Below are 16,731 nucleotides of genomic sequence, written 5' to 3'. Positions count from 1 at the left end.
CGATCCGGACCGCCGGGCCGCCCGTCCGGGGAACTCCCGAGGGTGCTCAGTCCCCGGCGGGCCGACCGAGCCGGTGCCGCAGCGCGAGCTGGAGGGCGAGCCGGGCGTCGGGGTCGTCGAGGGCGCCGCCGAACAGCGCGCGCAGCTGGCGCAGCCGGTACCGGACGGTCTGCGGGTGGGTGTGCAGCTCCTCGGCCACGGCGACCACCTGGCCCTGCCGGCGCAGCCAGCCGTGCAGGGTCTCGGCCAGCACCCGCCGGCTGCCCGGCCGCAGCCCGGCCAGCGGCGCGAGGCAGGTGTCGGCGAGGTGGGCGGCCAGCCCCGGCTCCCAGCGCAGCAGCAGGGTGAGCAGGTGCGCGTCGCCGACCACCGGGTCGGCCCGCAGCTCGCCCTCCTGCCGCAGGATCAGCGCCCGCCGGGAGATCCGGTACGACAACCGGGCCCGGCCCAGCGCGACGGTCGGGCCGAGCGCGGCCCGCCGCCCGGCCAGCGCCCGCCGGGCCCCGTCGAGGCGTCCGGCGGTGTCCGGCTCGGGCAGCACTATCCGTACCGCGTCGGCGATGACGGTGGCGATCGCGCCGCCGCCGATGGCGCGGGCCAGGTGTTCGGCGTCGGTGCCCTCGACGCTCAGCACGGCGACGGTGCGGGGCAGCGGCCAGCGCGCAGCGTCGGCGGCGGCGTGCAGTGCCGCCTCGGCCGGCGGTTCCGGCTGGACGAGCAGCGTGATCAGCCGGCGGCGGGTGGTGGCCCAGTCCTGGGCGGCGTCGCGCTGCTCGTCGAGGAAGCCCTCGGCGGCGGCGCCGGCCAGGGCGTCGGCGTAGCCGAACAGCGCCCCGGCGATCACGTACAGGTCGGCCGGGGCCGGGCCCTCGGCCGTGGCGTGTTCCACCAGGAAGGCCCAGATGTCCCGGGCGCCCAGGGTGAGCACGGTCCGCAGGGCGTCGACCCGGTGCCCTTCCCGGTACTCCGTCCGGCCGAGCGCGTGGAAGACGGCCCGGGTCGCGGCCAGGTCCCGGCCGGGGTCGGCGACCGCGTCGACGAAGGCGTCGACCGCCGTCTGCACGCCGAGGGTCAGGCCCTGCCCCTGCCCGCCGGTGAGGGACCGGCCCTGTGCCCGCATGGCGGCGCGGACGGTGGCCAGGATCCGGCCGTGCAACGGCTCGCGCAGGCCGCGCAGGTGCTCGCCGACGGCCGGCGCGAGACCGGCCAGGCCGGGCTCGATGTCCCGCAGCGTGTCGACCACCGCCGCCTCCTTTTGTCACCCCGGTTACAAGACCGGTCGCGAATCATGCGCACCCCGACCAAGGATTTTGGCAGCCCGGTACGTACCGTCGGGCACGTGGACACCGATGTGATCGTGGTCGGGGCGGGCCTGGCGGGCCTGGTCGCCGCCGCCGAGGCGGCCGACGCCGGCCGCCGCGTGCTGCTGCTGGACCAGGAGCCGGAGCAGAACCTCGGCGGGCAGGCGTGGTGGTCGTTCGGCGGGCTGTTCCTGGTCGACTCGCCCGAGCAGCGGCGGATGGGCATCCGCGACTCGGTCGAGCTGGCCTGGCAGGACTGGACCGGCAGCGCCGCCTTCGACCGTCCCGAGGACCACTGGCCGCGCCGCTGGGCCGAGGCGTACGTGCACTTCGCGGCGGGGGAGAAGCGGGCCTGGCTGCGCGCCATGGGCCACCGGATCTTCCCGGTGGTGAGCTGGGCCGAACGCGGTGGGGGAGCGGCGCACGGGCACGGCAATTCGGTGCCCCGGTTCCACGTCACCTGGGGCACCGGCCCGGGCGTGGTCGAGCCGTTCGCCCGGCGGGTCCGGGCCGCCGTCGCGCAGGGCCGGCTCCGGCTGCTGTTCCGGCACCGGGTCGACGAGCTGGTCACCAGCGGCGGCGTGGTCACCGGCGTCCGCGGCGCGATCCTGGCCCCGGACGACGCCCCCCGCGGCCGCCCCACCTCCCGCACCGTGGTCGGCGACTTCACGTACGCGGCGCAGGCCGTGATCATCACCTCCGGTGGGATCGGCGGCGACCACGACCTGGTCCGGCGCGCCTGGCCGGCCCGCCTGGGCACCCCGCCGGACCGGATGGTCACCGGGGTGCCCGCGTACGTGGACGGCCGGATGCTCGCCGTCACCGAGGCGGCCGGCGGCCAGATCATCAACCCGGACCGGATGTGGCACTACACCGAGGGACTGCGCAACTGGGACCCGATCTGGCCCGGCCACGGCATCCGGATCCTGCCCGGGCCCTCGTCCCTCTGGCTCGACGCGACCGGCCGGCGGCTGCCGGCGCCGCTCTTCCCCGGCTTCGACACCTTGGCCACCCTGCGGCACCTGCGCGCCACCGGGCACGACTACAGCTGGTTCCTGCTCACCCAGAAGATCCTGGAGAAGGAGTTCGCGCTGTCGGGCTCCGAGCAGAACCCGGACCTGACCAGCCGCAGCGTCCGGCAGGTCCTGCAGCGGGTCCGCCCCGGCGCGCCCGGGCCGGTGGAGGCGTTCAAGCGGCACGGGGCCGACTTCGTCGTGGCCGACGACCTGTCGGAGCTGGTCGACGGGATGAACAAGCTGGCCGCCGAGAGCGGCGGGCCGCAGCTCGACGCCGCCGAGCTGCGCCGGGTCGTCGAGGCCCGGGACCGGGAGATCGCCCACCCGTACGGCAAGGACGCCCAGCTGCACGCCATCCGGGGCGCCCGCCGCTACCGGGGCGACCGGCTGATCCGGGTGGCCACCCCGCACCGGCTGCTCGACCCGGCCGCCGGCCCGCTGCTCGCGGTGCAGCTGCACGTGCTCACCCGCAAGACCCTCGGTGGGTTGCACACCGACCTGTCCGGCCGGGTGCTGCGCCCCGACGGCGAGCCGCTGGGCGGGGTGTACGCCGCCGGCGAGGTCGCCGGCTTCGGCGGTGGCGGCATGCACGGCTACAACGCCCTGGAGGGCACCTTCCTCGGCGGCTGCCTCTTCTCCGGCCGGGTCGCCGGCCGGGCCGCCGCGGCGGCGGTCGGCTGACGGACGGGTCCCGGCCGACCGCCGTGATGGGGGCCCGGGAGCTGCCGGGCCGCCCCTGGTGAACTTTCTCGCCTCCCCGGGCAACCTCCCCCGGCACCCGACCGGTAGTTACCGGTGACCGACAGGCGAAGGAGACGCGGGTGTCGAAACGGCAGGAGTTCGACGAGTTCGTGGTGGCGTGTTCGCCACGGTTGCTGCGGACGGCGTACCTGCTGACCCGGGACCGGGTGCTCGCCGAGGACCTGCTCCAGACCGCCCTCACCAAAGCGTGGTTCGTCTGGCACCGCCTCGACGGTGGGCCCGAGCCGTACGTCCGGAAGATCATCGCCAACACGTACGCGTCGTGGTGGCGGCGCCGGTGGAACGGGGAGGAGGCGATGGCCGAGCCGCCGGAGGAGCAGCCAACGGATCCGTACGCCGTCCTCGACGCCCGCGACGAGCTGTGGCGCTCCCTCGGCCGGCTGCCGAGGCGGCAGCGCACCGTGCTGGTGCTGCGCTACTTCGAGGACCTGTCGGAGGCGGAGATCGCCCAGGTGATGGGCTGCACGGTCGGCACCGTGAAGAGCCAGGCGGCGAAGGCGCTGGCCAAGCTGCGGCTCGACGAGACGCTGGGGGTGATGGCATGAACGGCGTGCTGCGGGACGTGCTCGACGAGCGGGCCGGCGACGTGGCCGAGGAGAGCGGCGACCCCGCGCGGCTGGCCGCCGTGCACCGCCGGATCGCCCGGCTCCGCCGTCGCCGGATCGCCGCCGCCGGCACGGCCGTGGCGGTCGTCGCCCTCGCCGTCGGGGTCGGGGCGGCGGCGGAGGTACGTCCGTCGATCCGGAAGCCGCCCGCCGGTGCCCTGCCCGCCGCGACCCCCACTCCGAGCCCGAGCCCGTCCGCCCGCACGATCGCGGGCTTCCCGGAATACCTCGACGGCGGCCGGGTGCGGTGGGCTACCTCCGCCCCGGCCTCGGAGATGACCGTCAGCCTCACGTTCGTGCCCACCACGACGAACCTGATGATCTGGACCCGCTGCGATCCGCCCGAGATCCTGGCCCAGGTGGAGGCGCCCAGCGGCGCCCTCCTCGGCGGCGAGTGCGGCGGGAGCCACCGGTTGCGAGCCCGATCGCTGGCCGACCTCGGCATCAAGGTGGGCCGGCCGGTCACCCTGCGGCTCAACGTGGACGGCACCATGCCGAGGCCCGGTGAGCCGCGGCAGACGGCGCCACCGGCGAACGGGACGATCGCGCTCGCTGCCGGGGAGGCCGTGCCGTTCGCCGCCTACCCGTTGCCGCCCCGGCCCGCCACCCTGCCGCCACTGCCCACCTCGGACACCGGCACCACGATCCGCAGCGCGCCGGACGATCCGCTCGCCCCGCAGTCCGTCGCGGTGTCGCGGCGCCAGCGGTTGACCTTCCTGGCGCAGTCGCAGACGCCGGGGACGCTGCGGGTGCTGGCCGACGGTCGGGAGATCACCACCTGCGTGAAGTGGGACTACGCGCCAACCGCGACCAGGCCGAGCCGGGCCGAGATCGACAACGGCTGCTACGAGGAGTTCCTCCCCGGCGACCTCGACCGGCCGACGAAGCGCGACAGCGTCACCATCACCGTCCAACCGCAGCATGTGGCCGGGGACTGGGCGGTCCGGGTCTTCTGACCGCGCGGCGTCCCGGACGGCCGACGCGGGCCGCCCGGGACCGGCGGGTCCGGCGTAGCAGCGGCTCGCCGTGGCCGGACAACCGGACGCCCGGGGCCTGGTCGCGGCGGCTGAGCCCGGTCAGCCACCGCTCGGCCGGTCCGGCGTCGCCCGGGGGCGGGCGCGCAAGTGGGCCCGTTCGCCCTGCCTGCCGAAGAGGCTGAGGAACTCGACCGGCTCGGCGTCGGCGGCGCCGAACCAGTGCGGCACCCGGGTGTCGAACTCGGCCGCCTCGCCGGGGGAGAGCACCAGGTCGTGTTCCCCGAGGACGACCCGGAGCCGCCCGTTGAGGACGTAGAGCCACTCGTAGCCCTCGTGGGTCTGCGGGTCGGGCGTGGCGGGGCCGCCGGCCGGGATGACGAACTTGTACGCCTGGATGCCGCCGGCCCGGCGGGTCAGCGGCAGCATGGTCATCCCGTGCCGGGTGATCGGGCGCAGGTGGATGCGCGGGTCCCCGGTCGGTGGGGCGTCGACGAGTTCGTCGAGGGTGACGCCGTGCGCCCGGGCCAGGGGGAGCAGCAGTTCGAGGGTGGGCCGGCGGGTGCCGGACTCCAGCCGGGACAGGGTGCTCACCGAGATGCCGGTCGCCGCGGACAGCTCGGCGAGGGTGGTCTCGCGCTGCTGGCGCAGCGCCCGCAGCCGGGGTCCCACCCCGTCGAGGGTCTGTTCGAGGTCGTCCATCCGCCGAGTTTGCCACTCCGGCAACAAAGTTTGCCACCTAGCGGGGCAGGTCCGCATGGTTGCCGTGGGAGGTGGTCACGGTGACCGAACAGCTCAGGAACGGGTACGACGTGGTGGTGGTCGGCGGGGGCGCGGCCGGGTTGAGCGGGGCGCTGACCCTGGCCCGGTCCCGCCGTTCGGTGGTGGTGCTCGACGGGGGTGCCCCGCGCAACGCCCCGGCCGCCGGGGTGCACGCGCTGCTGGCCCGGGACGGGATGCCGCCGGCCGAGCTGCTGGCGCGCGGCCGGGCGGAGGTGCGGGGCTACGGCGGCCAGGTGCTGCCCGGCGAGGTGGCGGGGGTCACCCGCGACGGCGACGGCTTCGCGGTGACGCTGGCCGACGGCCGGGTGACCCGGGCCCGGCGGCTGCTGGTCGCCAGCGGCCTGGTCGACGAGCTGCCGGACGTGCCCGGACTGCGCGAGCGGTGGGGCCGGGACGTGCTGCACTGCCCGTACTGCCACGGGTGGGAGGTGCGGGACCGGGCCGTCGGGGTGCTGGCCGGCGGGCCGATGTCGGTGCACCAGGCGCTGCTGTTCCGCCAGTTGACCGACGACGTCACCTACTTCGTCCACACCACCACCCCGCCGGCGGGAGAGCAGGCCGAGCAGCTCGCCGCCCGGGGCGTACGGGTGGTGTCCGGCGAGGTCGCGGCGCTGGAGGTCGCCGGGGACCGGCTCGTCGGGGTGCGGCTGGCCGACGGCACGGTGGTCCGCCGGGAGGCCCTGGCGGTCGCGCCGCGGATGGTGGCGCGGGCCGGGTTCCTGGCGGCGCTCGGGCTGGCGACGCAGGAGCACCCGTCGGGGATGGGCGAGCACGTGCCCGCCGACCCGGCCGGCCGGACCGCGGTGCCCGGGGTGTGGGTGGCGGGCAACGTCACCGATCCCGCCGCCCAGGTCGGCGCCGCCGCGGCGGCCGGCACGGTGGTGGCCGCCCAGATCAACGCCGACCTGGTCGCCGAGGACACCCGCCGGGCGGTGGCGGCCCGGCACGAGCCGTTCTCGCCCGCAGCCGAGGCACGGGTGGGTGAACTGGTGGCGGGCGACCGCCGGCACGGTCTGTGAGCACGGAACGGAGCCGTGGCGTGTCCGAGGAGTTCGACGAGGCGTCGTCCGCGCCCGCCGGCGGCCCTGACCCGGGTCCGCCGGTCACAGCCGCGCCTCCGGCCAGGGCACCCGGGTCAGGTGGCGGCGCAGCACCAGGTGGGCGAGCCGTTCGAGCAGCCAGGGGCCCTGGGTCTCGTGGCGCTCGTAGCCGAGCAGTCGCCCCCAGTGCCCGGCCGTGACGATCAGGGCGGTGACCTGTTCCCGGCCGGTGTCGTCCGGGCGGGTCTCGATGTCGGCGACCCGGCCGACGACCCGGCCGGTGGCGTCGCGGACGGGCCGGCCGATCACCGCTCCGGCCCGCAGTGCCCCGGCCGGCCGGTCAGCCGGCATCGGTGGCTCCGGGGATGCGGCCGATCAGGTGGTCGCGCAGCCAGACCTCCAGCGGCGGGTCGGGCAGCAGGTCCCGGCTGACCGACAGGTTGACCGCGCTGGTCAGCTCGGACACCAGGTCGTAGGGGATGCGGATGGGTCCCCGGTCGCGGTCCGGCGCCAGACGCCGGGCGACGTCGGCCAGCCAGCGGCCGAGCCGGCCGCCGATCCGGTCGCCGAGCGCCTGCTGCCCGACCAGCAGCGCGGCCACGTACGCGGTGCCGTCGTCGGCGAGCGCGAGCTCCACGTCGTCGACCTTGCCGACGGGTTCGCCGTCGCGGTCGAGGATCTGCCGGTCCAGCAGGTCGAAGCCGATCAGCACCTCAGCCACCTCCCATCCGGGTGACGATCATCAGGGGTATCGCGGCGGCCGCCGCGACGAGGACGACCACCAGGTAGAGCAGGCCGAAGGTGTTGGCGAGCCGGCCGTTGACCCGGTTGCCGAGGTAGCCGCGGTCGTTGGCGACGACCAGGATCGGCAGGTACGTCAGCGGGAGCGCGACGGCGCTGAACACCAGCGTGTACTCGGTGAGCTGGATCGGGTCGATGGTGGTCAGCAGGAGCAGCACGCCGACCAGGATCGAGAGCATGAGGACGGTGTGGAACCGGGCGTCCTCCCGGGGCCGGCGCAGCTTGCCCCAGGCCCAGCCGAAGTACTGCGCCACCGTGTAGGCGCTGGACAGGGCGGTCTCCATGGCGGCGCCGAAGGTGGCGGCGAAGAAGCCGAGGATCGCCGCCGCCAGGCCCAGCTTGCCCAGCGCGATGGCGGCGGGCAGCGCCACCTGGGACAGCGCGTCGACCCCGACGCCCACCGGCTGGAAGACGGTGGCGGCGGTGGCCATCAGCGCGAACGCGAGGAGGCCGCCCAGGGGGAAGCCGAGGAACACGTTGACCCGGGAGGTGAGCAGGTCCCGGCTGCTCCAGCGTTCCTCCACGCCGCCGGAGGAGAAGAAGAACACCTCGTACGGGGTCATCGCGGAGGCGAACAGGGCGACCGCCATGAACCAGTAGGTGCCCCAGTCCTCGCCGGCCGGCGGGCCCGGGTGGCTGGCCTGCCGCCACAGCTCGCCGGGGTCGGCGGGCAGGCGGAGGAGCGCGACCACGAACACGATCAGGACGAGGCCGGTGAGGCCGAACAGGTTCTCCAGCGCCGAGAACTTCACCCGCCACAGCGCCAGCCACAGCACGGCCCCGACCAGCGGCACCCAGAGCAGGTAGTCGACGCTGGTGGCCAGTTGCAGCGCCAGCCCGACGCCGCCGATCTCCGCGCCGAGGGTCAGCACGGTGACGACCAGGGACCCGGCGAGGTTCGCCAGCGCCACCCGCGGGCCCAGGCGCTCCCGGACCAGGTCGAAGACCGGCCGCCCGCTGACCGCCGTCACCCGGCCGCTCATCTCCGCGTACGCGCAGATGCCGAGCACGCCGACGGCGAGCACCCAGGCGTGGGCCAGGCCGAACCGGGCGCCGGACTCGGCGTTGGCGACGATGTCGCCGATGTCGACGAACCCGCCGATCGCGGTCAGGATCCCCAACGCGACGGCCAGCACCCGTTTCAGGCCGGCCCCTCGGCTCACCGGTGCTCCTCGATCAGCCGGTCCAGCCGGTCGGCCGTCTCGTCGAGGTCGTCGATCGCCGCGCGCAGGCGCGATTCGTCCGCCGCGCCGGCGGCGTCGGTCAGCGACCGGCCGGCCGCCTGCACCAGCGGGGCCAGCCGGTCCCGCAGCGCCGTGGTGGCCGGGTCGGGCGGGATCGCGGCGGCCAGTTCGTGCTGCGCGCCGGCGACGGCCCGCAGCGCGTCGTCGTAGGCGGTGTCGGCGAACGGGCCGGTGAGGTGGCCCCGGAGCTGCTGCCGGCCGACCAGGACCCCGGTGGCCGCGGCGTCGTGCGCCGACGTGGCGACCTGGACCGCCGTGCGCAGGTAGTCCGACGCCTCGGGCGGCCGGGACACCTGGTACGCGAACCCGGCCCAGAGTCCGAGCAGCGCCACGGCCGCGATGGTGATCCGGGGGAGGACCTTCACCCCGGGACTTCTACCCCGATCGTTGCCGGAGTCAACCCACCCTCCGGCGCCCCCGACCTCACGCGCCGGACGGGTACGTCTCGGGTTCCGCGACGTGCGCGGCGGGCACGGCCAGCGGGCGGACCGCCTGTGACCGGTCGATCCAGCAGAAGGCATCGTAGCGACGGCCGAGCACGGTGGGCACGTAGTTGCGCACGCTCTCCCGGTCCGGGTGGTAGACCACCCCGATCGCCCGGTGATCCAGCTCGTGGGTCAGCAGGTCGGGCTGGCCGTCGCGCGGGAAGACGAACAGGGCCTGCCCGGGGGCGGCGGCGTGCAGGGCGTCCTCCAGGCCGTACCGCCGGGCCGGCGGCACCGCCCGCACCGCCATCGGCGCACCCCACGCGTCCCCGGCCACCACCGTGCCCTGGTACGTGCCGAAACCGACCAGCACCACCTGATCGGCCCCGTACCGTTCGCGGGCGAGCTGACCGATGTTGACCTCTCCCGCCGCCACCATGTCGGTGGCGCGGGCGTCGCCCACGTGGTGTTGTGCGCCCAGACGACGGCCTTCGCGCCCGGGCCGTAGTGGGCCAGCAGCCGGGCGAGGGTGTCGTCCATGTGCCGGTCCCGGACGTTCCAGGATTCCCGGCCGCCCCGGGCCAGCGTCCGGTAGTAGCGTTCGGCGCCCGCGACGACCTCGGCGTTCTGCCACGCCCCGAACCGGCCGGCCCCGTCGGCGGCCGCCCGTCCGCGGAGCGCCACCAGCAGCGCCACGACCTCGTCCGCGCAGCCGGCCGGCACCAGGCGGGTCGCCCGGGCGTACCGCTGCGCGTCCTCCTCGTACGGCTGGAAGCAGTGCCACGCGGCCAGCGCCGCCGGGACCCGCTCCGGGTCGTGCTCCCGCAACCACCGCAGGATCGCCCGCAACGACTCCCAGAGCGAGTACACGTCCAGCCCGTGGAACCCGGCACGGTCCTCCGGCGCGACCGCGCCGTTGCGGGCGCGCAGCCAGCGGGCGAAGTCGGCGACCTCCTCGTTGGCCCACAGCCAGGTGGGCCACCGGGTGAAACCGGCCAGCGCCGCCCGTGGGTCGGCGGCCCCGCCGGATCGGCGTACGCTGCGGTCCACCCGGTCGCAGTCGGGCCAGTCGCCCTCGACGGCGACGAACGAGAACTCCTTCTCCTCGATCAGCCGCCGCCTGAGCGTCGCCCGCCAGGTGTAGAACTCCCGTGTGCCGTGGGTGGCCTCGCCCAGCATCACCACCCGGGCGTCGCCCACCCGGTCGAGCAGTGCGTCCAGGTCCTCGGCGGCCGTCATCGGCCGGGCGAGGGAGATGACCTCCTTGTCGTAGCGTCCCATCGCCCGCTCCCGCCCGTCGTCCCCGCCCCCCCCGCCGCGCCTCAGCGCAGCCGGACCGGTCCGGCGTCGATCCGGATCCGGAACAGCGCGTACGGCTTGCGCCGCAGATCCTGTCCGCGCTGGTACTTCGGCTGCCGGTGCAGCTGGTTCGCGGTCACGTAGAGGTAGCCGTCGGCGGCCACCGACATGGTGTCCGGCCAGAGCAGCCGGGGGTCGTGCGCCACCGTCTCGTACTCGCCGTCGGGGCGTCGCCGCAGCACCGCGTTGTGCTCGTACGAGGTCAGGTAGAGGCGGCCGGCGTCGTCGGTCTCCAGGCCGTCGGAGCCGCCGCCCTTGTCCCCCTCGTCCACCACGGTCGCCGCGACCTCGGCGTCGTCGCGCGTACGGTCGACCAGCGCGTCGGTGGCGACGCTGTACCACCGACGGGACGCGAGCGGACAGTAGTGGAGCCGGGCGCCGTCGGCGGAGATGGCGATGCCGTCGGCGCCCATCGCGATCGGCTTCGGCGGCCCGTCCGGGGGCCGCTCCAGCAGCGGGCGCCCCTCCACCACCGGCCGGTAGTGGGACAACGGCTCGGCCCTGGTGGACGGGTGGTCGTGCAGCCGCCGCCAGGACGCGCCGCTGGCCAGGTCCACCACGATGATCCCGTTCGGGCCCGAGTCGGACGAGTCGGTGACGTAGGCGGTGCCGCCCTCGCCCCGGCGGAGGTCGAACCGCACGTCGTTCAGGTACGTCGACGGCAGCGCCACGTCCGTCGGGAAGGTGATCACCTGGGCCACCCGGTCGGTGTCCAGGTCGATCCGGACCAGCTTCGGGCCACCCGGGCTGGTCGGCTGGAACATCGGGCTGCCGGTGTCCAGCACCCAGAGCCGGTCGGCCGGGTCCACCACGATGCTCTGCACCGACACGAAGGCGCCCGGGTCGTCGTCGCCGGCCGGGCGGTTCCACGCCTCGTCCGGGAACGGCGCCTCGCGGCCGTCGCGCAGTTCCACCACGGTGGCGGGCACGTCGTCGCCCCACTTCGGAAAGTTGACGAAGATCCGGCCGGTGTGCGACACGCTCACCCCGGTCGGCATGGGGCCCGTGAAGGTGTGCACCAGTTCCAACTCGCCGAGCGGCTCGTCCCGTACCGGCCCGTTCATCCGCTGCTCCTGCCTCGTGGTTGCGGGTCGCCCTTCCCGCCGCCCCGCCCGGCAAACCTGCCCGGCGGTCGCCGAGGCCCCCGCGGACGACCCCGGCCGCGTCACCGGGGGCGGATTGGACGCCCGGGTCTGGTGACGGGCGGGTGACGCGACCTCCGGCAGGGTCGCTGCACGACGTCAGCCCCCTCGTCCCGTCCAGGCCGTCCGAGGAGAGTTCATGATCAGGACGATGCTCCGGCTCACCGCCCGCCCCGGATGCGAGTCCGTGGTGGAGGCCGCGTGTCGGACGGTCGCGGGGCAGATCGCCGGGCTAGCCGGCAGCCTCCGGCAGGACCTGCTGCGCGACGCCGACGACCCGCGGGGGTTCGTCATGGTCACCGAGTGGACCGGCGAGGCCGCCCTGCGCCGGTACGCGGCCGGGCCGGTCGCCACGCGCTTCGCCGAGGCGGTGCGCCCGCTCTGCGTGGGGGCACGGCACCAGCGGGTGATGCGGGAGGCGCCCGGTGGGGGGTCGACGATCTACGTGGACGTCGAACTCACCGTGCCGGCCGACCGGCGCGCGGAGTTCCGGCGCGGGTACGCCGAGGTCCTCGCCCGGATGGCCGCGGTGCCCGGCTACCTGCGCGAGGAACTGCTGTACGAGCCCGGCACGGACGTCCACCACATCTTCGCCGAATGGCGCGGCGAAGCGGAGTTCCACCGCTGGATCGGCAACCCGGCGCACGCGCAGGAGGAGGCCGGCCCCATCGCGCCGTTCCTCCTCGACATCCGGCGCCGGCTCTTCCACGCCGTGGCCGATCCGGGAAGCAGCCGAGAAGCGAGGACCGGCAGGGAGGCCGACGTGCACAGGACAACGGACGTACTCGTCGTCGGGGCGGGCCCCACCGGGCTCACCGCCGCCGTCGAACTGGCCCGGCGGGGCGTCGAGTGCCGGGTGATCGACAAGCTGGCCGCGCCGGCCGGGCAGGCCGACAAGGCGATCGGCGTGCACTGCCGCACCATGGAACTCTGGGAGGAGCAGGGCATCGTCCGGGAGGCGATGGACGCCGGCATCTGGCTCACCGGCAACATGGTGTTCGTCAACGGTGTGGAGACGCACCGGATGAGCTGGGAGCTGCCCGGCCTGCCGTACGCGCACCTCGGCCTGCCCCAGTACGAGACCGAGCGCCTGCTCACCCAGCGGCTGGCCACCCTCGGCGTACGCCCGCAGCGCGGGGTCGAACTGGTCTCGTTCACCCAGGACGACGACGGCGTGTCGGCCGTGGTGGCCACCCCCGACGGCGGCACCGAGACGGTACGCGCGAAGTACGTGATCGGCTGCGACGGCGCGCACAGCCGGGTCCGCGAGCTGCTCGGGTTGACGTTCAGCGGCGGGCTCGGCCGGTTCCCGCAGCTGTTCATGCTCGGCGACGTGGACGTCGACTGGGACATGCCGGACGGCCACCTGCTGCGCTTCCTGCACGAGACCGACGGCCGGATGGACGGCATGCTGGTCTGCGTACCGCTGCGCGGCGAGCGCCGCTACCGGATCGCCACGCTGGCCCCGCCCCGCTTCTTCGCGCAGACCGGCGGGCAGGACGCCCCGCCCGGGTTCAGCGAGGAACTCGCCGAACCGACCCCGGCCGACGTCCAGGCCGCGCTCGACCACCTGGCCCCGCCCGGCACCCGGGCGTCGAACCTGCGCTGGTCGTCGGTGTTCCGGATCAGCCACGGCATCGTGGACCGGTACCGCGACGGCCGGGTGTTCGTGGCCGGCGACGCGGCGCACCTGCACCCGCCCGCCGGCGGCCAGGGCATGAACACCGGGATCCAGGACGCCTGGAACCTGGCCTGGAAACTGGCCCTCGCGGTGCGCGGCGTCGCGGCGCCCGGCCTGCTCGACAGCTACGAGACCGAACGGCGGCCGGAGGGCGAGGAGATCGTCGGCCGCGCGGTACGGATGGCCTTCACCGACGAGCTGGACCGGGCCGACCTGGAGCGGCAGTTCCTCCAGGAGATGTCGATGCTGCTCAGCTACGCCGGCAGCCCGCTGGTCGGGGAGTCCGTCGCCGACCCCGACGCGCTGCGCGCCGGCCCCGGGCCCGGCGACCGCGCCCCCGACGTCGCCGGTTTGCGCCGGCACGGGGTGGGACACCCGCTGCGGCTGCGCGACCTGACCCGGGGCACCGGGCACACCCTGCTGGTGTACGCCGACGCCACGGCCGACGAGAAGGCGCTGACCGCGGCGGCGGAGCTCTGCGCCGACGTGCAGCGGCAGGCGTCCGGCGAGCTGGACGCGTACCTGCTGCTCAGCCCGGACGCCCGCGCGCCGCGGCTGCTCGCGCCGCCCGCGGTGGTGGACGCCGACGGCGCCTTCCGCGCCACCTACGGCGCCGCCGGCACGGCGCTCTACCTGATCCGGCCGGACGGCCACGTCGGGTACCGCAGCCAGCCGGTCGACGGCGACGGCCTGCGCAAGCACCTGCACCTGGTGTTCGGCGGTGCCCGATGACCCGGGTACGCACCGTGCTCGCGATGCGCGCCCGGGCCGGCTGCGAGGAGCGGTTCGAGGCGGAGTGGCTCTCGGCGGCCGAGGAGATCCGGACGCTGGACGGTTGCCTGCACCAGGACCTGGTCCGCGACGCCGACGACCCGCGCAGTTACCTGATCATCAGCGACTGGGCCGACCGCGAACGGCTGGACGCCTTCGGCCGCAGCGAACACCGGGACCGGCTGCTGCGCATCATCCGCGAGCTGCGCGAGTCCGCCCAGCGCCACACGTACCAGGTGCTGCACAGCGTCAGCGGCGAGCCACAGGAGTCGAGATGACCGAAGAGCCCGTACCCGGCCGGGAGCTCTACACCGAAGAGTTCGCCGCCGACCCCTATCCCACCTTCGCGCGGCTGCGGACCGACCGGCCGGTGTGCCCGGTCAGCGCCCGGTTCGACCAGTACCTGATCACCCGGTTCGACGACGCCCGGGTCGCGCTGACCGACCCCCGGCTCTCCAAGGACCTCTACGGTCCCGGCCAGCACTACCTTCGGATCTTCGGACCGAACTCGGCCGGGCTGAACCGGAACATGCTGAACTCGGACCCGCCGGAGCACACCCGGCTGCGCCGGATCGTGTCCCAGGCGTTCGCGCCGCGCCGGATCGAGGCGTTGCGCCCGCGGGTCGCGCGGATCGTGGACGACCTGCTCGACAAGGTCGTCCCGCACGGCCGGTCCGAGCTGATGCAGGACTTCGCCATCCCGCTGCCGATGACGGTGATCTGCGAACTGCTCGGGATACCACCGGCCGACCACGGGCGGGTCCTCGACTGGACCCAGGTGATCCGGACCTCCGGCTCCTCCGGCCGCAGTCCGGAGGAGGAACGGGCGGCGGTGCAGGACGCCCAGCTGCGGCTGCACCACTACCTCGTCGATCTGGTCCAGGCCAAACGGGCGGACCGGGCCGACGACATGATCTGCGCGCTGATCGAGGCCAGCGACCAGGACGCGACGCTGTCCGAGGCGGAGGTCGTCGCCACCACGTTCCTGCTGCTGTTCGCCGGCCACCAGACGACCGCCGACTTCCTCGGCAACGCCGTGCTCGCCCTGCTCACCCATCCCGACCAGCTCGAACTGCTGCGGACCACGCCGCAGCTGCTGCCGTCGGCGATCGAGGAGCTGCTCCGCTTCGACGGCCCGCTCCCGGTGGCCAGCCCGCGGATCGCCACCGAGGACGTCGAGTACGAGGGCGTGAAGGTCCCGCAGGGCTCGGTCGTCGGCGTGGTGATCAACGCGGCGAACCATGACCCGGCGCACTTCGCCGACCCGGACCGGCTGGACATCCGCCGCGTACGCGGCCCGCACCTCGGCTTCGGCCACGGCGTGCACTACTGCCTCGGGGTGTCGCTGGCCCGGATGGAGGCGCAGATCGGCCTCGGGGCGGTGCTGCGCCGGCTGCCGGGGCTGCGCCTCGCCGTACCGCTCGCCGAGGTGCGCCGGCTGCCGGCCGGGTCACCGTTCCGGGGCCTGCTGGAGCTGCCGGTCACCTTCGCCGCCTGACCCGATCCGACTCATCCGATCCCACCCAAGGAGCAGCCATGGTCTTCCGTAACGTGATCGTCTGCCGCATGGTCCCCGGTAGCGAGGGCACCGTCGGCGACGTCTTCGGCTACTACGACCGGACCACCCGACCGCAGGACCTCGGGGTCATCGGCCGGATCCTGCTGTCCCACCACGACCTCTACCTGCACGTCATCGAGCGGGTGCAGGACCCGAAGATCTCGGGGCAGACCCGGGGGCTGCCCGCGTTCCAGAAGATCGCCGAGGCCATCGGGCCGTACGTGACGCCGTACCCGAGATACTGGAAGAACCCGTCCGACTCGGTCGCGAAGGAGTTCTACCGCTGGGCGCCGGAGGACGGGACGGCGCCCGCGGACACCACGCTGACCGTCATCGTCCAGCGGATCAAACCCGGCGCCGAACCGGACGTGGCGCGGATCTTCGCCGACTCCGACGCCGGGTCGCTCCCACGGGAGCTGGGCGTCGCCGCGCGCTGGCTCTACTCGATCGACGACGTCTTCGTGCACCTGGTGGAGCAGGACTCGGCGGTCGCCGAGAGCCTCCGCGACAACCACCAGCAGAAGCCGGCGTTCGGCAAGCTCATGGCGGAACTCGCGCCGTACGTCGAGCCGTACCGGCCGGAGAGCTGGCGGGGCCCGCAGGACTCGGTGGCCACGGTGTTCTACCGCTGGGTCGCCGAGGACTGAGCCGCCACCCCGACCAGCCGGGGTGGCCGGGACACGAGCGCGCCCGGCCCGTCACGTACGGGCCGGGCGCGCTGGCGTCCGGGTCAGCCCACCTTCTCGCCGCGACTGGCCCGGACGATGCCGTCGGTGTCGGAGATGCCCTCGCCCTTGACCACCTTGCCGTCGCGCAGCGTCCAGAAGTGCACGAAGCGCACGTTGAACTCGCCGCCGCTGCGGAAGTGGCCGTACCACATGCCGATGGCCGCGGCCCAGTCGTCGCCGGAGACCCGGACCTCCTCGACGTCGAACCGGTTGTCGTCGAGCATCTCCAGCGCCCCGGTGAAGTACTGCATCGCCCCGTCCAGGCCGCTGTAGTGGCCGGTGGACCAGGGCAACGACTTCGGCGTGACGATCTCCGCGTCCGGGTGGAAGAGGCTGACCACCGCCGGCGCGTCCATCCGCTTCAGACCGTCGTAGAGCGCCTCCACGACCGCCTCGACCCGTTCCGTCATGCGATCCCTCCCGGGGTGTGGGCGATGCGCCGGTCCGTCCTGATCGGACAGAGCGCGGGCGCGTACGTCGACGTCAGCCAAACGCATCGGACCAGCGCGGACAACCCCTAGCCCGGGCCGGTCGGCCCCTA

At 74.6% G+C, this 16,731-nt stretch carries 16 protein-coding genes and 1 pseudogene; 8 read left to right on the top strand and 9 right to left on the bottom strand.

All coding sequences use genetic code 11. From position 1 onward, the window contains the following. Positions 1-46: 46 nt before the first annotated feature. Positions 47-1,243: a PucR family transcriptional regulator gene (locus tag ACGFI9_RS02970; protein ID WP_393174229.1), complete on the bottom strand. Its 1,197-nt coding sequence runs from the start codon at positions 1,241-1,243 to the stop codon at positions 47-49. A 96-nt stretch (positions 1,244-1,339) separates the two neighbouring features. Between ACGFI9_RS02970 and ACGFI9_RS02965 the strand changes: the two genes are divergently transcribed. The 3 genes from ACGFI9_RS02965 to ACGFI9_RS02955 all read left to right on the top strand — a co-directional run bounded on the left by ACGFI9_RS02965 (position 1,340) and on the right by ACGFI9_RS02955 (position 4,640). Beyond that, positions 1,340-2,998, top strand: a complete 1,659-nt coding sequence (locus ACGFI9_RS02965) for an FAD-binding dehydrogenase (RefSeq protein ID WP_393174227.1) — start codon at positions 1,340-1,342, stop codon at positions 2,996-2,998. A 140-nt stretch (positions 2,999-3,138) separates the two neighbouring features. Further along, the gene (locus ACGFI9_RS02960) at positions 3,139-3,624 is read left to right on the top strand and encodes a SigE family RNA polymerase sigma factor (protein ID WP_393174225.1); all 486 of its coding nucleotides are present in this window, start codon (positions 3,139-3,141) and stop codon (positions 3,622-3,624) included. Next, entirely contained in the window at positions 3,621-4,640 is a 1,020-nt protein-coding gene (locus ACGFI9_RS02955; RefSeq protein WP_393174223.1) for a hypothetical protein, read from the top strand. Before ACGFI9_RS02960 ends, ACGFI9_RS02955 begins: the two co-directional genes overlap by 4 nt. Positions 4,641-4,760: 120 nt before the next feature. Here ACGFI9_RS02955 and ACGFI9_RS02950 read toward each other — a convergent pair whose 3' ends face one another. Beyond that, positions 4,761-5,360: a helix-turn-helix domain-containing protein gene (locus ACGFI9_RS02950; protein ID WP_393174221.1), complete on the bottom strand. Its 600-nt coding sequence runs from the start codon at positions 5,358-5,360 to the stop codon at positions 4,761-4,763. Between the two features lie 80 nt (positions 5,361-5,440). Here ACGFI9_RS02950 and ACGFI9_RS02945 point away from each other — a divergent pair, with 80 nt between their 5' ends. Further along, positions 5,441-6,460 (top strand): NAD(P)/FAD-dependent oxidoreductase, encoded by a 1,020-nt coding sequence (locus ACGFI9_RS02945; RefSeq protein WP_393174219.1) that lies wholly within the window; start codon positions 5,441-5,443, stop codon positions 6,458-6,460. A gap of 84 nt (positions 6,461-6,544) precedes the next feature. Here ACGFI9_RS02945 and ACGFI9_RS02940 read toward each other — a convergent pair whose 3' ends face one another. The 6 genes and pseudogenes from ACGFI9_RS02940 to ACGFI9_RS02915 all read right to left on the bottom strand — a co-directional run bounded on the left by ACGFI9_RS02940 (position 6,545) and on the right by ACGFI9_RS02915 (position 11,374). Next, positions 6,545-6,832, bottom strand: coding sequence for a PRC-barrel domain-containing protein (locus ACGFI9_RS02940; protein ID WP_393174217.1), 288 nt, complete (start codon positions 6,830-6,832; stop codon positions 6,545-6,547). Continuing rightward, positions 6,822-7,202 (bottom strand): hypothetical protein, encoded by a 381-nt coding sequence (locus tag ACGFI9_RS02935; RefSeq protein WP_393174215.1) that lies wholly within the window; start codon positions 7,200-7,202, stop codon positions 6,822-6,824. Before ACGFI9_RS02935 ends, ACGFI9_RS02940 begins: the two co-directional genes overlap by 11 nt. Continuing rightward, the gene (locus ACGFI9_RS02930; RefSeq protein ID WP_393174213.1) at positions 7,195-8,445 is read right to left on the bottom strand and encodes an NRAMP family divalent metal transporter; all 1,251 of its coding nucleotides are present in this window, start codon (positions 8,443-8,445) and stop codon (positions 7,195-7,197) included. The genes ACGFI9_RS02935 and ACGFI9_RS02930 overlap by 8 nt, the downstream gene beginning before the upstream one ends. Further along, positions 8,442-8,891 (bottom strand): hypothetical protein, encoded by a 450-nt coding sequence (locus ACGFI9_RS02925; RefSeq protein WP_393174211.1) that lies wholly within the window; start codon positions 8,889-8,891, stop codon positions 8,442-8,444. The genes ACGFI9_RS02930 and ACGFI9_RS02925 overlap by 4 nt, the downstream gene beginning before the upstream one ends. Positions 8,892-8,949: 58 nt before the next feature. Then, positions 8,950-10,232: pseudogene (locus ACGFI9_RS02920) on the bottom strand (erythromycin esterase family protein). Positions 10,233-10,273: 41 nt separating this feature from the next. Next, positions 10,274-11,374 carry an L-dopachrome tautomerase-related protein gene (locus ACGFI9_RS02915; protein WP_393174209.1) on the bottom strand — a complete coding sequence of 367 codons (1,101 nt, stop codon included), beginning with the start codon at positions 11,372-11,374 and terminating at the stop codon, positions 10,274-10,276. 217 nt (positions 11,375-11,591) lie between these two features. On the opposite strand from ACGFI9_RS02915, the gene ACGFI9_RS02910 reads away from it, so the two are divergent. The 4 genes from ACGFI9_RS02910 to ACGFI9_RS02895 are packed head-to-tail and all read left to right on the top strand — an operon-like array spanning position 11,592 to position 16,109. Then, entirely contained in the window at positions 11,592-13,865 is a 2,274-nt protein-coding gene (locus ACGFI9_RS02910; protein WP_393174207.1) for an FAD-dependent monooxygenase, read from the top strand. Then, a complete protein-coding gene (locus ACGFI9_RS02905; protein WP_393174205.1) occupies positions 13,862-14,182 on the top strand; it encodes a putative quinol monooxygenase in 321 nt (106 codons plus the stop codon). Before ACGFI9_RS02910 ends, ACGFI9_RS02905 begins: the two co-directional genes overlap by 4 nt. Next, positions 14,179-15,402, top strand: coding sequence for a cytochrome P450 (locus tag ACGFI9_RS02900; protein ID WP_393174203.1), 1,224 nt, complete (start codon positions 14,179-14,181; stop codon positions 15,400-15,402). Before ACGFI9_RS02905 ends, ACGFI9_RS02900 begins: the two co-directional genes overlap by 4 nt. Before the next feature lie 38 nt (positions 15,403-15,440). Further along, entirely contained in the window at positions 15,441-16,109 is a 669-nt protein-coding gene (locus ACGFI9_RS02895) for a TcmI family type II polyketide cyclase (protein WP_393174201.1), read from the top strand. An 83-nt stretch (positions 16,110-16,192) separates the two neighbouring features. On the opposite strand, the gene ACGFI9_RS02890 is transcribed toward ACGFI9_RS02895, so the two are convergent. Next, a complete protein-coding gene (locus ACGFI9_RS02890; protein WP_393174199.1) occupies positions 16,193-16,600 on the bottom strand; it encodes a nuclear transport factor 2 family protein in 408 nt (135 codons plus the stop codon). Positions 16,601-16,731 lie beyond the last annotated feature (131 nt).

Source organism: Micromonospora sp. NPDC048930 (assembly GCF_043197935.1).
GTDB lineage: Bacteria > Actinomycetota > Actinomycetes > Mycobacteriales > Micromonosporaceae > Micromonospora.
Note: the sequence above shows the minus strand (reverse complement) of the source record. Positions and strands in the feature narration are given on the sequence as shown.

Bases quoted from the DNA above. Each gene is read 5' to 3' on its own strand.
- ACGFI9_RS02955 (WP_393174223.1), top strand. From the start codon at position 3,621: ATGAACGGCGTGCTGCGGGACGTGCTCGACGAGCGGGCCGGCGACGTG.
- ACGFI9_RS02950 (WP_393174221.1), bottom strand. From the start codon at position 5,360: ATGGACGACCTCGAACAGACCCTCGACGGGGTGGGACCCCGGCTGCGG.
- ACGFI9_RS02940 (WP_393174217.1), bottom strand. From the start codon at position 6,832: ATGCCGGCTGACCGGCCGGCCGGGGCACTGCGGGCCGGAGCGGTGATC.
- ACGFI9_RS02915 (WP_393174209.1), bottom strand. From the start codon at position 11,374: ATGAACGGGCCGGTACGGGACGAGCCGCTCGGCGAGTTGGAACTGGTG.
- ACGFI9_RS02910 (WP_393174207.1), top strand. From the start codon at position 11,592: ATGATCAGGACGATGCTCCGGCTCACCGCCCGCCCCGGATGCGAGTCC.
- ACGFI9_RS02905 (WP_393174205.1), top strand. From the start codon at position 13,862: ATGACCCGGGTACGCACCGTGCTCGCGATGCGCGCCCGGGCCGGCTGC.
- ACGFI9_RS02900 (WP_393174203.1), top strand. From the start codon at position 14,179: ATGACCGAAGAGCCCGTACCCGGCCGGGAGCTCTACACCGAAGAGTTC.
- ACGFI9_RS02895 (WP_393174201.1), top strand. From the start codon at position 15,441: ATGGTCTTCCGTAACGTGATCGTCTGCCGCATGGTCCCCGGTAGCGAG.
- ACGFI9_RS02890 (WP_393174199.1), bottom strand. From the start codon at position 16,600: ATGACGGAACGGGTCGAGGCGGTCGTGGAGGCGCTCTACGACGGTCTG.